At 63.8% G+C, this 12,030-nt stretch carries 12 protein-coding genes; 9 read left to right on the forward strand and 3 right to left on the reverse strand.

Features of this window, described 5'->3' with window-relative positions:
- Positions 1 to 2 precede the first annotated feature (2 nt).
- Positions 3 to 797, forward strand: a complete 795-nt coding sequence (locus HMPREF0063_RS16320; protein ID WP_007079063.1) for a DUF3152 domain-containing protein — start codon at positions 3 to 5, stop codon at positions 795 to 797.
- Between the two features lie 81 nt (positions 798 to 878).
- On the opposite strand, the gene HMPREF0063_RS16325 is transcribed toward HMPREF0063_RS16320, so the two are convergent.
- Both HMPREF0063_RS16325 and HMPREF0063_RS12575 read right to left on the reverse strand, forming a co-directional pair.
- Entirely contained in the window at positions 879 to 1,241 is a 363-nt protein-coding gene (locus HMPREF0063_RS16325; RefSeq protein WP_007079064.1) for an ArsR/SmtB family transcription factor, read from the reverse strand.
- A gap of 17 nt (positions 1,242 to 1,258) precedes the next feature.
- On the reverse strand, positions 1,259 to 2,458 hold the full coding sequence (locus HMPREF0063_RS12575; protein ID WP_245527713.1) for an MFS transporter: 1,200 nt from the start codon (positions 2,456 to 2,458) through the stop codon (positions 1,259 to 1,261).
- 44 nt (positions 2,459 to 2,502) lie between these two features.
- On the opposite strand from HMPREF0063_RS12575, the gene HMPREF0063_RS15900 reads away from it, so the two are divergent.
- The 5 genes from HMPREF0063_RS15900 to HMPREF0063_RS12600 all read left to right on the forward strand — a co-directional run bounded on the left by HMPREF0063_RS15900 (position 2,503) and on the right by HMPREF0063_RS12600 (position 5,799).
- Positions 2,503 to 3,090: a copper resistance CopC family protein gene (locus HMPREF0063_RS15900; RefSeq protein WP_007079066.1), complete on the forward strand. Its 588-nt coding sequence runs from the start codon at positions 2,503 to 2,505 to the stop codon at positions 3,088 to 3,090.
- A gap of 94 nt (positions 3,091 to 3,184) precedes the next feature.
- Positions 3,185 to 3,559, forward strand: coding sequence for an ArsR/SmtB family transcription factor (locus HMPREF0063_RS12585; RefSeq protein WP_007079067.1), 375 nt, complete (start codon positions 3,185 to 3,187; stop codon positions 3,557 to 3,559).
- Entirely contained in the window at positions 3,546 to 4,274 is a 729-nt protein-coding gene (locus HMPREF0063_RS12590) for a cation diffusion facilitator family transporter (RefSeq protein ID WP_007079068.1), read from the forward strand. The genes HMPREF0063_RS12585 and HMPREF0063_RS12590 overlap by 14 nt, the downstream gene beginning before the upstream one ends.
- Positions 4,274 to 4,888 (forward strand): methyltransferase family protein, encoded by a 615-nt coding sequence (locus HMPREF0063_RS12595; RefSeq protein ID WP_007079069.1) that lies wholly within the window; start codon positions 4,274 to 4,276, stop codon positions 4,886 to 4,888. Before HMPREF0063_RS12590 ends, HMPREF0063_RS12595 begins: the two co-directional genes overlap by 1 nt.
- A complete protein-coding gene (locus tag HMPREF0063_RS12600) occupies positions 4,816 to 5,799 on the forward strand; it encodes a cation diffusion facilitator family transporter (protein ID WP_342610291.1) in 984 nt (327 codons plus the stop codon). The genes HMPREF0063_RS12595 and HMPREF0063_RS12600 overlap by 73 nt, the downstream gene beginning before the upstream one ends.
- A gap of 185 nt (positions 5,800 to 5,984) precedes the next feature.
- Here HMPREF0063_RS12600 and HMPREF0063_RS12605 read toward each other — a convergent pair whose 3' ends face one another.
- A complete protein-coding gene (locus HMPREF0063_RS12605) occupies positions 5,985 to 6,605 on the reverse strand; it encodes a class I SAM-dependent methyltransferase (protein ID WP_050761037.1) in 621 nt (206 codons plus the stop codon).
- Positions 6,606 to 7,188: 583 nt separating this feature from the next.
- On the opposite strand from HMPREF0063_RS12605, the gene HMPREF0063_RS12610 reads away from it, so the two are divergent.
- The 3 genes from HMPREF0063_RS12610 to HMPREF0063_RS12620 all read left to right on the forward strand — a co-directional run bounded on the left by HMPREF0063_RS12610 (position 7,189) and on the right by HMPREF0063_RS12620 (position 11,871).
- Positions 7,189 to 9,576 carry an AAA family ATPase gene (locus HMPREF0063_RS12610; protein ID WP_007079073.1) on the forward strand — a complete coding sequence of 796 codons (2,388 nt, stop codon included), beginning with the start codon at positions 7,189 to 7,191 and terminating at the stop codon, positions 9,574 to 9,576.
- A gap of 64 nt (positions 9,577 to 9,640) precedes the next feature.
- Positions 9,641 to 10,807, forward strand: coding sequence for a DUF262 domain-containing protein (locus HMPREF0063_RS12615; protein WP_007079074.1), 1,167 nt, complete (start codon positions 9,641 to 9,643; stop codon positions 10,805 to 10,807).
- Positions 10,804 to 11,871, forward strand: a complete 1,068-nt coding sequence (locus HMPREF0063_RS12620; RefSeq protein WP_007079075.1) for an ATP-binding protein — start codon at positions 10,804 to 10,806, stop codon at positions 11,869 to 11,871. Before HMPREF0063_RS12615 ends, HMPREF0063_RS12620 begins: the two co-directional genes overlap by 4 nt.
- Positions 11,872 to 12,030 lie beyond the last annotated feature (159 nt).

The raw sequence follows: 12,030 nt of genomic DNA on the forward strand, positions 1-12,030 counted from the left end.
GCATGCCCATCCGTGTGGTGCGCATCACCAGCCGCCGCCGGTGGACTCGCCGGCCGCGGCACCGCCGACCACCCGGAAACCGAGGTCTGGGCCGCATCGTCATCGCTGGCCTCCTGGCAGTCGCGGTGGCGATCGGCGCGTCCATCGCTGCCTCGCTGCCTCGGGCGGAGCCATCGGCTCGCGCGGGCAACCCCGTGGACGCGACACCCACGCCGATCGCCGAGCTACCCCGCCAAAGTCCACCGAACCCACGCATCGAACAACCCCCGCAACCGGTCGTCACGGAAGTCGGAGACGGATCGTTCACCGTGCTTCCACCGCCGGCGTCGGCCAGTTCTGCTGTCGGTCTCGCCTACACCGTCGAGGTCGAGGGGGGAACAGGTGCTGACAGCCTCGAGTTCGCCGCCACTGTCGACGCCACCCTGGCCCTGCCGCAAGGCTGGATCAGTGAGGGCTTCACCTTTCGTCGGGTCGCTGCCGACCCCGGCATCAGGGTCTTGCTGGCCAGCCCCACCACCACCGACGTGTTGTGTGCGCCCCTTCGCACCACCGGACAGGTGTCGTGCCGCAACGGAGAGCTCGTCGTGATCAACCTACGACGGTGGATTCTCGGAGCGGACACCTTCGGGGATGACCTCGCCGGTTACCGGACCTACGTCATCAACCATGAGATCGGACACGCGCTCGGCAAGGGCCACGAACCGTGCCCGGGGCCGGGCCGACCGGCGCCCATCATGCTGCAACAGACTCTCAGTCTCGACGGCTGCACCGCCAACACCACGCCAGGCCAGTCTTGACCAACCACCGCGTCTCGGACTGCGCCGCTCCCACCACCGGATGTGGCCGCCACATGGTGCGTCACACACGACTTCATCCGCTCAGTCGTGAAGTTGCTCTCCGGTGGTGAGGTGGTCAGCGTGGTTCAGTCCCTCGCGGACGAGCCGAGCGACATGCCCGCCTCGCAGTGCATAGTGCTGGAAGCGGCCCGACCGCGTGACGTCGACCAGACCGGCGTGGCGCAGTTTGGCGAGGTGCTGGCTGACTCCGGTCCTCGGTGCACCAGTGCGCTCGACGAGCTCGCTGACGGTGGCAGGCCCATCAGTGAGGTGCCACAACACGTGCAGGCGGGTGGGATCTGACAACAGGGCGAAGAGGTGGGAGGCGCGGCCCAGGCGATCGCCGTCCGGTGGTGCAGCGTGATCGAAACTCGGTCCGTCCGACTCGCGGGACATCTCGGTCATCGGATCAGTGTGCCGGTTCATCGCGGCCTGATCACGATCGCCGCCCCGGTGGCCAGCGCAGCTGCGGCACCCAGCACACCGGTCGCTGCAGCCACCGACGTCAGTCCACCGAGCCATCCGGCGACCGGGTACGCGACCAGATAGCAGGCGTGGGACAGCGAGAAGTGTGCCGCAAAGGCTGCCGGTCTTTCGGCGACGGATACCGCCGCGTTCACGATTCGCCCCGACGGCGTCAGCACCATCGATGATGCAGCACCGAGAGCGCACCACACGACGAGCAGCACCGGCCACGAGCCGCGGTCGCCGACCACAGGTACCGCGACGATCAGCAGCAGCGCGCACAGACCACCACCGACGAGCATGGAGGTGAGGTCCGTGTGGTGCTCGAGCCATCGAGGGGTCATCAGGGCCACGACCATCGATCCTGCACCGAACGCTGCGAGAGCGACGGCCACCGACGCGGGACCCCGTCCGAGGTCCTCGCGCACCACGACGACGGTGCCGACCAGCACCGTGGCCACGGCACATGCTGCCGCGAGGTCGAGGAGGAACAGGGTCCGCAGGCTACGGCGGCTGCGGAACATCGCCACACCGGCCGTGGCCCGCGACCAGAACAAGGCCCCTGAGGGTGCCCCCGGAGCACTCAAGCCGGACCGCAGCACCAGCACCGCAGACAGCACAAAGCCACTTGCCGTGCCCACGAACAGCCCGTGGTACGACATCACCAACAGCAGACCCGCAGCGATCATCGGGCTGAGCACCGCCTCAAGATCGTAGGCCAGGCGCGACAGCGACAGCCCGTGCGTGTACTGCCGCTCGCTGGTCAGCACGACGGGGATGACTGCTTGGAACGTCGGGGTGAACGTGGCCGAGGCCGACTGCAGGACGGCGATCAGGACGTACACGTGCCACGCCTGGTCGACCCAGGGCAACGCCAGCGCCACCGCGAACCTCACGGCGTCGGCTCCCACCATCACCGCCCGAGGGTTCCACCTGCTGGTGACAGCCGTGACCAAGGGCGCTACGGCGACATAGGCGACCATCTTCACCGTGAACGCCGTTGCCAGGACTTCCCCCGCCCTCGTCGGCGCGACGTCGAACGCCAGCAGACTGAGGGCAACCGTCAACAATCCAGTTCCCAACAGCGCGACGACCTGGGCGGCGAACAGGCGCCGGTAGGTGGGCTCGGACAGCGCCGAGGTCACGGGGGAAGTCACCCCACCACCATAGGTGCGCAGAGGCGCACCTATAGTCTGTCGCCATGAACTTTGCGCACCGCGCCTGCTTTGCTGTCGGCGTGCTCGCCCTCCTGCTCGCGCCGCTGCCTGCGGCCGCCGACGCCGCGCTGGTCGGGTCCACCCCGACCGACGGATCGGCTGTCGTCGACGGGGCGCCCCCGATCGTGAGTTTCGAGTTCAGCGAGGACGTCTTCGAGGGGGCGGCGTTTCTCGCCGTCATCGACCCGGAGGGAACCGAAGTCTCCACCGGCGATGTGAGCGTCGACGGCCGAACACTCCAGCGCGGGTACGCGCCAACAGGACCCGGCACGTACACCGCTTCCTACCGGATCGTGTCCACCGACGGCCATCCAGTCGAGGGCAGCATCACCTTCACCAGCGAGGGCCTGGCTGTCGAGGACGATCCGACATCATCTCCGCAGGAGGCGCCGGCTCCGGCGGGCCAGGACGGATCGATCACTGCGACCGCGGACAGTGACGACGCCAGCCTTCTGCAGAGCCCGCTGACATGGGCCGCGGTTGCCCTCGTCGCGGCAACGACCGTCGTCTGGCTTCTTGTCGCCCGACGTCGTCGGCCGGAACCCGAGGTGGCGGACGTCGACCGCGCCTGACGTTCTTGGCCCGCTTCGGGTCGCGGGCGGAATGCCTCGACCGCAAAGGTTCTCAAGCTTGACCGTGATCGTTTAGTGACGCTATCATCGCTGTATGACGATCCAATCGATGCCGGGCACTGCTGGCTCGGGCGAGTCCCTCACCGCGGCCGCGTGTCTGTTCCACGGCTTCAGCGACCGCGCCCGCTTGGTCATCCTCCAGCACTTGCTGCTCGGCGAGCACCGTGTGGTGGAACTGACCGAGCACCTCGGTCTGGCCCAGTCCACGGTGTCCAAGCACCTCGCGTGCCTGAAAGACTGTGGCCTGGTGTCGTCGCGACCCGAGGGACGCGCATCGATCTTCAGCGTCACCCACCCGGAGGCGACGACATCCCTGCTCGCCGCCGCCGAGCAACTGCTGGACCTCACCGGGTTCGCCGTCACCCTGTGCCCCAACCACGGAACGAGCAGTGGGCATGACCGAGCTTGAGGCGGCACGCAGGGCGCACCTCGGACGGAGGGCCCAGCTGCTCGCGGGCTTCTCGGTCACCTACAACGTCGTCGAGGCGGTCATCGCCATCAGCGCCGGGATCGTCGCCGGGTCGGTGGCTCTCATCGGATTCGGGCTCGACTCAACCGTCGAGGTCGCCAGCGGACTCATCATCCTGTGGCAGTTCTCGCATCGCATCCCCCAGTCCCGGGAGCAGCAGGCGCTGAGACTCCTGGCGTTCTCGTTCTTCGCCCTGGCCGCCTATGTCGGGTTCGAGTCGGCTCGCGCGCTGATCTTCGGGTCGGACCCCGACGCCTCCACCGTCGGCATCATCCTCGCGGCCGTGTCGTTGGTCGTGATGCCGTTCGTGTCCTACGCCCAACGCCGCACCGGCAAGGCGCTCGGCTCCAACGCCGTCTACGCCGACGGCACGCAGACCCTGCTGTGCACCTACCTCTCGGCCGTCCTCCTCGTCGGCCTGGTCGCGAACGCCACGCTGGGCTGGACCTGGGCCGATCCCGTCGCTGGCCTGATCATCGCCGTCATCGCCCTGCGCGAAGGGCTCGAGGCATGGAAGGGCGACGGGTGCTGTTCGCCCCTCAGCACAACGTCGGAGTCGACTCACGGCCTCGGCTGCACCGACGTCGACGATCCGTGTCGCGCAGTCAGTTCCGAGGATCAGCTGCTCGGCGGAGAACGCGGCGGGAGGCTCTGATGGCTGCTGTCGCACTCGTCCTGTTCGGGGTGTACTTCGCGATCGCCTTCGGGTGGCGCACGTGGTTGCAGTTCCGCTCCACCGGTGACAGCGGGTTCAGAGGCATCAGCGGCCGCGCCGGGTCGGTCGAGTGGACCGGCCGAGTACTGTTCGTCGTGGCACTGGTCGCCGCCGTCGCCGCGCCGATCGCTGACCTCGCCGGCCTGCCGACCACCGACGTCCTGGTCGGTCGGCCGATCCAGATCGCGGGTGTGATCATCACCGTGGCTGGCATCGCGGCGACGTTCGCCGCACAAGTCGCGATGGGCTCGAGCTGGCGGGTCGGGGTCGACGAGGCCGAACGGACCGAGCTGGTCACGGGTGGTGCGTTCGCTCTGGCTCGCAACCCCATCTTCACGGCCATGGCCGTCACCGGACTCGGGCTGGTGCTGGTGGTCCCGAACGTCCTCGGCATCGCCGGACTGATCGGCCTCGTGGTGGCCATCCAGATCCAGGTCCGCGGTGTCGAGGAGCCCTACCTCGCACGCCAGCACGGAAACCAGTGGGCCGCCTACAGCAACCGGGTCGGCAGATTCCTTCCTGGCATCGGAACGATCAAGAACGGGACCACGTGATGGGCGCGGACCACAGCCACCGTCCACCAGCAGGCCACGCAGGCGGACGGTACCGGCGCCGGCTGGCGATCGCGTTCGGTCTGATCTTCACGTTCTTCTTCGTGGAGCTCGTCTACGGACTGCTGGCCAACTCGCTCGCACTGATCTCGGACGCCGGCCACATGGCCGCCGACGTCGTCGCACTCGGCGCTGCCCTCGCGGCAACCACGATCGCCACCCGCAAGGACACCACCGGCAGACGAACGTTCGGGTCCTACCGGGCGGAAGTTTTCGCCGCCGGCCTGACCGTGCTCATCATGCTCGGAGTCTCTGCCTATGTGGTCTTCGAGGCGATCGGTCGCATCGGCAACGACTCGGAAGTCTCACCCACCCCCATGATCGTCGTCGGCGGTCTCGGCCTGATCATCAATCTCGTCGTGATGATGATGCTGCGCAGCGGTGCGCAGGACAGTCTCAACGTCAAGGGCGCCTACTTCGAGGTCATTGCTGACACGGCAGGTTCAGCCGGAGTGATCGCCGCCGGCGTGCTCGTGGCAACGACGGGCCAACCGTGGTGGGACACCACCGTCGCCCTGGCCATCGGCATCTTCGTGGCCGTGCGCGCGATCATGCTCGGCCGTCAGGTGCTCGCCGTGCTCGGCCAACACGTCCCGGAAGGAATGCCGATCGACGAGGTCGCCGACACGCTCGCCGCGATCCCCGGAGTCACCGACGTCCACGACCTCCACATCTGGGTGCTCACCTCGGGCATGAACGTCGCCACCGCCCACCTGGTCGGCGCCACCACCGAAGACCTGCCCCGCATCCTCGACCACGCGCGCACCATCCTCAGACGCGACTACGACATCGACCACGCGACCATCCAGGTCGAACGCACCGCAACCCGCGAGTGCCATGAGCTTGGCTGGTGAGCAGCCGCGGCAACGAGCGGCGCACCTCGTGACCCAGCCGAGCCACGACGGTGACAACAGCAAGACCGACGAAGCCCCCTACCATTCCGATGACTTCACATCACAGCAACACGTCTGAATCCCGTTAGATCACTACAAGGTGTGCCCAGAATTTGCCCGCAGGCAGCAGTTCGAAGTTGTCGCCGTCAGGGGACGACCCGACCGCCGAGCCACGTGAACGGCTGCTCGCTCCCCCACGGGGTGGTGTGGATGATCTCGCGCTGGTCGATCACCTCGAATCCTGGGCCAAGAGCGTCGATGAGGCCCTCGGCGCTATGCCTGGCGACAGGGAGACCTGAGCAATGCTCTGGTCCGCTCAGCGCGAATGTGGCGACCACGAATGCCCCTCCTGGTTGAACGGCGGTGCGCAGACTGGTGAGATACGCCGCTCGCGCGTCGGGATCGGTCAGGAAGTGGAAGACCGCGCGGTCGTGCCAGACGTCGTACCGTCGCGATGGCGCCCATTCGGTGAGGTCGGCAACAACCCATTCGACCTGCTCGCCGTCCTTGCCGAGTCGTTCACGACTCTGGCGGAGCGCTTCGGCAGACACGTCGAGAACGGCCAAGTCGCGGTGGCCCCTTCCCCACAGGCTGTCGACGAGCGTGGAGGTTCCGCCGCCGACATCGATCACTGATTGGCCGATCACGACACCCAACCGGTCGAGCATCGCCAGAGAATCGGTCGGCTTGGGCTCGTACCAGCTGGTGTCGGTGTCGGCCTTGGAGCCGTAGACCGCATTCCAGTGATCATCCTTCGGATCTCTCATCATTTGAACGATCCTGTCACTGCTGCGGCCACACGCGCCCGAGTCTCACGCCACGAGCCGCCATCGAACTCACCCAGGCATACGACCGAGCAGGAAGGACACTTCGGCCGGCACCCCGGCAGGTTGGACTCGCGTGACCTCGATGTGACCGGTGTTGGCCATTCTTTGGCCCCGCCCCGGACCCCACGAAACCGGCACCGGCCCATCGACATGGCCGCCCGATCAGCCGGCCGTCCGACGGACCGGTTCGCACCCGCGACGAAACCCCCGCATCGACTGGAATACCAGCCAAGACGGGGGCTTCGACACTGCGGTGGCGGTGGGATTTGAACCCACGGTGGGAATGACCTTCACGCTCCAATCGCGCTTCCCCACGCCGGCCTCTTGAGAGTCGCGATCGGCGCACAACCTCGGGAGGGCGCCCGCGGAGTGCACCGCTTCGAGCAAACTGACAGTGGCAAGCGCCTACGGGCCAAATGAGAATCTTCCATCACCTTCGATTTGCATGTGGCCGTTCACGCGAAACCTGTCGTCGCTTCCTGACAGCATCGTGTAGTTGCTGCACCGATCCGATTGGAATCGTATGAAACTGTCCAGAGTTGATGTTCGCTTCTTCAGATCGTTCAACTACGACTATGAGCTGAAGGCGCGAGAAGGGAGCGAGCCGGCGAGCTGGGAGGATGCTGACCCAGCTTGGTTCCCATTCGTGAAGGTTCAACTGGACTCCGAAGTCACCGCCATCGTCGGTGCAAACGAGGCGGGCAAGAGCCAGCTCTTGACGGCAATCAAGGCCGCCCTTTCCGGTACGCCAATCGAGCGAGCCGACTTCTGCCGCTACAGCGAACGGTACTCCGCGAAGACGAACGAAATTCGCTTACCCGAGTTTGGGGGTACTTTCACTCTTGAGCCCGGTGAACCAAACCTGGACCCTTCCACCGGTCTGGCGGACGTTCGTGAGTTCACTCTCTACCGTCCCGGCAGCGGTGCACCGTTCGTGGTCGCGAACAACCTTCGCATCGAGATGTCCCCATCGGCGATCTCCGCGCTAGTGCCGCTCTTGCCTTCATTCCATGAGCTCAGGACTGACCTTGCTATCCCAAACAGCGTCTCGATCGCCGAACTAGCGGGAGAAGAGCGGCACCGAATGCACGATCGCAAGCAGCGGACGGGACTCTTGGCAGAACTGTCTGCGCTTGCTGCTCCGACCGCCGAGGCCGTCGCGGCGAAACTTGTGCCACGGCTAGTGGCAGCCGAGGATGAGGCAAGTATCGAAGCCGAAAGCAAGCGCAGAGCTGAGTTCGAGCTCGCCCGCCAACTACTTGTCGATGCTGCCGGTATCGACCAAAGCATGTTCGTCGAGCTACGCGAGGCGATCAGATCCGGTCGTGAAGGTCAGGTCGAGGGCATTGTTGGAATCATGAACTCGGCGATCAAGGAGAACCTGAACATTCAACGTTGGTGGACCCAGGACCGCGATTTCGACCTCTTGGTAGAGGCCAGGGAGCAGGAACTCGCCTTTACGATTCGAGACCGCACCAACTCGAAGTACTCCTTCGACGAGCGTAGCCAAGGCCTTCGCTTCTTCCTCAGCTACTTCGTTCAACTGACGGCGCACCGCCTCAAGAACGTGAAAGCAGACATTCTTCTCCTCGACGAGCCCGACGCGTTCCTGTCCAGCATCGGACAGCAAGACCTCTTGCGTGTGTTGCATGACTACGCAATGCCGGAGGATGCGACGCCAAGAAGCCAGGTCGTATATGTGACGCACTCACCGTTCCTCATCGATAAGAACGCCCCTCATCGGATCCGGGTTCTCGACAAGGGTTCCGAAGATGAGGGGACACGAGTGGTGCGCGACGCAGCGAACAATCGATACGAGCCACTGCGGTCGTCGCTCGGCGCGCACGTGGCTGAGACGGCCTTCATCGGCGGTCAGAATCTGTTCGTTGAGGGAATCGCCGACCAGATTCTCATCGCCGGAGTCTCAGCCCAGATCAACAGGCGCGAGCAGAGCACCGCTGGAGCACTGGATCTCAACGCAGTTACAGTCGTGGCAGCAGGTGGAGCTGATGCCATTCCCTACATGGTCTACCTCGCACGTGGCCGGGACACCGTGAAGCCTCCCTGCGTTGCGCTGCTTGACGGTGACGCATCGGGCCGCGATGCAGAGCGTGTTCTCAAACGAGGTGAAGCTCGAAAGAAGCGCGTTCTACTGGACGAGTACATTGTGCGCCTCGACCTCTGGGCTGCCGACTCGGGTCTTGAGTTCGAACCCAACGTCACGGTTGAGGAGATCGAGGACCTCCTCCCCGTCGAAGTCGCACATCGCGCGTCGCTTAACTACCTTGCTCGATTCAACGATCTGGGCACTGTGGACACGAGCAAATTCACTCCCGCCACCATTCGGGCTGGGCTTGAGGCTGAAGGCGTCGGAATCTGGGACGCGCTCGACGCTGCGTACCGCACGGCGTTTACTGATGACCACCTCGAAAAGGCGGGGCTAGCCCGCGAAGTGGTCTCCCTCTTGGCCTTGGAGCCCGACATTGAGGGAGGCGACGATGTGCGGCAACGCTTTGGCGCCCTCCTGCGCCACCTTGCAGAACGACTCGACCTCGCATCCGATGACGAGGAGCGGAGCCGTACCGATGACCGACTGAAGCGAGCAATCAAGAACTTCACTCGCAACCACCCATCCGGCATGAGAAAGCATGACGCGAAGAAGCTACTCCGCGAGATCGAGGCTTCCCTGGGGGCGTCAGAGTTCGGCGATGAAGTCCGCCCTCGGGTCCACCGGATTGCTCGCGAGTTTGAGCTGACCGACTCAACGAGCCCGAACGTACCTCGCTTCCCGCAGTTTCGGGAGGAGATAAAGTCATTGAACTCGAGCGAACGCATCGCCTACCAGGATGACGCCCTATCCGATCCGGTCGGAGCGATCTACCTGGATGCGTCAGTCGACGGCGACAATTAGTCCAACCCACACCGCACCGCGCGCAGAACCAAGGCCCTACGAAGTATTCAAACGATGGAGTCACATGAAGCTCAGCAAGTCGGAACTTGAGCTGGAGTCGGTATACAACCGGATCAATAAGGGTGAGATCGACCTGCAGCCGGACTTTCAGCGCGGAGAGATCTGGGACAACCGACGACGCCAGCGACTCGTGGACACCATCATTCGGAACTGGTACGTGCCGGCGGTGCATGTGGTCAAGGATCGCGATGGCAACGAAGAAGTGCTCGACGGCCAGCAACGTTTGGCCGCAATCCGTGACTTTTTCGAGGACCGGTTCGGAATAGATGGTCGAATCGAGCCGCACAATGACGAGATTCTCGGTCTCCATGGCGCCAAGTTCTCGCACCTTCCTGAAGCGAGACGCCGTTCCATTCAACGATTCACACTACAGATCATCACCCTCACAGACTTTGAGCCGCAGGAGCCGAACGAACTCTTCTTTCGCCTCAACCAGTCTTACAACCTGACCCCGCCTGAGAAGCGAAACGCGCTACACGGCGAGGCGCGCGACGCAGTTAAGGAACTAGTTGCGCGGCTGAAAGAGGTCGGACTGCTTTCCCCCGAATCTGTTGGCTTCTCGAACGGTCGGCTCGCCTACGACGACATCGTTGCTCGGACGTGCGTGGCACTGGAGACGGATGACCTCGGAGTTCACATCAACAACAACGTGGTGGAAGACTTCTACAGGAACAAGGAGTTCACCGAACGAACTCTGGAGCGGGTCGAATCGGCTGGTCGCGCGCTGCAAGTTCAAGTCCAACGCTGCCCGGAGCGGGTGCGATTCAACAAGGGCACTCTCTTCACTTGGTTGGTCTTCCTCGACTGGGCCTCCGGCGTGTACGGGGGTGTTCCCCTTGAACTGTTGTCGCGATTCGAAGCAGATCGAAGGCGATCGAAGAACGGTGCTGACCCAGGAATGTCTGAGGATCGGAGGCTTCTTGAGTTGGTGTCGCTGTATGAGGATCGTGCTGCCTACCGAGTGACGGATGTCAGCTCAGTGCGCACACGCGATCTCGCCCTCCATCTCTACTCCAACTACATCTTCGATACGCCGAGCGTTCGCAACTCTGACGCTGTGCTGAGGCGCATTACCGAGCCGTCTCTCGAGCCCGTTTCGTCGGTCATCTCAGATTTCCTTGCCGAGGAGACGTGGGGCTCAGAACTTCATGAGCTAGCCGAGCAGACATGAGGGAGTGGTCAGAGAAGAGGCTGTGGCAGCAGCTGGCGGCCGCGTCGCGGGACCGGGAGACTCACTCGTTGAACCTCGGCCACGGCAACCATCTAGACCTTGACCTTTCCAAGGGTTGCACGGTGGTGGCTGGACGGAACGGTGCAGGGAAGTCTCAGGTACTAGCCGCGGCCAAGGGAAAGCTGGGCGACCAAAGCACCCTGATTCAACTACATCAGATCTGTGAGCACGCCCGATCCGCACTGCGATCGCGCGATGACATAGAGGAGATGGAGGAGGAGACAGGAGCTTTGCCGTTAACGGATGAGTTGATCAGCAACCTCAAGCGGGTAGTGGGGCGGGACTACGAAGAAGTTCAGTGGTTCTCGCTTGAGTTGGAAGCAACTGCGAGCTTCCGGGATTCGTTCGAGTGGCCGGGAGATCAAGCACTAGTTCCGCACTTCAGGGTGAAGTACCGAGGAGCCGAGTACACGTCACTTGAGATGGGTCTTGGCGAGTTCTCGATTCACCTATTGTTTTGGACACTCCAGCAGTTCCGGGACCGCAACGAGTTGACCGTCTTGCTTGACGAACCTGACGCTTACCTCCCGCCGATCGGCTCCTCTCGTCTACTTGCTCGCATGCTCGATACCTGTCTGCGCCGGAACTGGTCGCTAGTAATCGCGACGCACTCCGAAGAGATGATCCGAGCGTCAATTGAGGAGGACTCTCTTTTGGTGGTCAGGCGCGCGCAGGACTCCAGCATCGAGGCAATCAGGTCATGGGTCGACGGTCCGGCTGTTGCAACGGATTTGCTGGCGGTGCCTGCGCTTGAGCTCGTCATCTTCGGCGAGGACGAGGCCGCAGCAGCACTTGTGCGGTCTATCCTTCGGTCTGGCGACGGCCGCCATGCTCGCACCGCAGAGGTCGTCTGGAACAACGGTCACGGATACCTCACCTCGCTCCGTCGACAGATTCCTCGACACTCGCGAATGAAGGTTCGGTTCGCGTATGCCTACGATGGCGATCAACGCAACCAGGACTCACCGCCCGACACCGGATGGCCTTCGGTATACCTCCCTTGACCTGTCCCGGGTTTCCCGGACGGTTCTTGTGTGTTGATCATGCCGCTTGGTCGGTGGCGGTGTGAAGGGTTTCGTACTCGATTGGGCTGAGGTAGTCCAGGCTCGAGTGGCGGCGGGTCGGGTTGTAGAACGCTTCGATCCACTCGAAGATCCCGTTGG

The organism is Aeromicrobium marinum DSM 15272, assembly GCF_000160775.2.
Lineage (GTDB): Bacteria > Actinomycetota > Actinomycetes > Propionibacteriales > Nocardioidaceae > Aeromicrobium > Aeromicrobium marinum.

Excerpts from the sequence above, each read along its gene's own strand:
- HMPREF0063_RS12610 (WP_007079073.1), top strand. The coding sequence starts at position 7,189 with ATGAAACTGTCCAGAGTTGATGTTCGCTTCTTCAGATCGTTCAACTAC.
- HMPREF0063_RS12615 (WP_007079074.1), top strand. The coding sequence starts at position 9,641 with ATGAAGCTCAGCAAGTCGGAACTTGAGCTGGAGTCGGTATACAACCGG.
- HMPREF0063_RS12605 (WP_050761037.1), bottom strand. The coding sequence starts at position 6,605 with ATGAGAGATCCGAAGGATGATCACTGGAATGCGGTCTACGGCTCCAAG.
- HMPREF0063_RS12590 (WP_007079068.1), top strand. The coding sequence starts at position 3,546 with ATGACCGAGCTTGAGGCGGCACGCAGGGCGCACCTCGGACGGAGGGCC.
- HMPREF0063_RS12585 (WP_007079067.1), top strand. The coding sequence starts at position 3,185 with ATGACGATCCAATCGATGCCGGGCACTGCTGGCTCGGGCGAGTCCCTC.
- HMPREF0063_RS16325 (WP_007079064.1), bottom strand. The coding sequence starts at position 1,241 with ATGACCGAGATGTCCCGCGAGTCGGACGGACCGAGTTTCGATCACGCT.
- HMPREF0063_RS12595 (WP_007079069.1), top strand. The coding sequence starts at position 4,274 with ATGGCTGCTGTCGCACTCGTCCTGTTCGGGGTGTACTTCGCGATCGCC.
- HMPREF0063_RS16320 (WP_007079063.1), top strand. The coding sequence starts at position 3 with ATGCCCATCCGTGTGGTGCGCATCACCAGCCGCCGCCGGTGGACTCGC.
- HMPREF0063_RS15900 (WP_007079066.1), top strand. The coding sequence starts at position 2,503 with ATGAACTTTGCGCACCGCGCCTGCTTTGCTGTCGGCGTGCTCGCCCTC.
- HMPREF0063_RS12620 (WP_007079075.1), top strand. The coding sequence starts at position 10,804 with ATGAGGGAGTGGTCAGAGAAGAGGCTGTGGCAGCAGCTGGCGGCCGCG.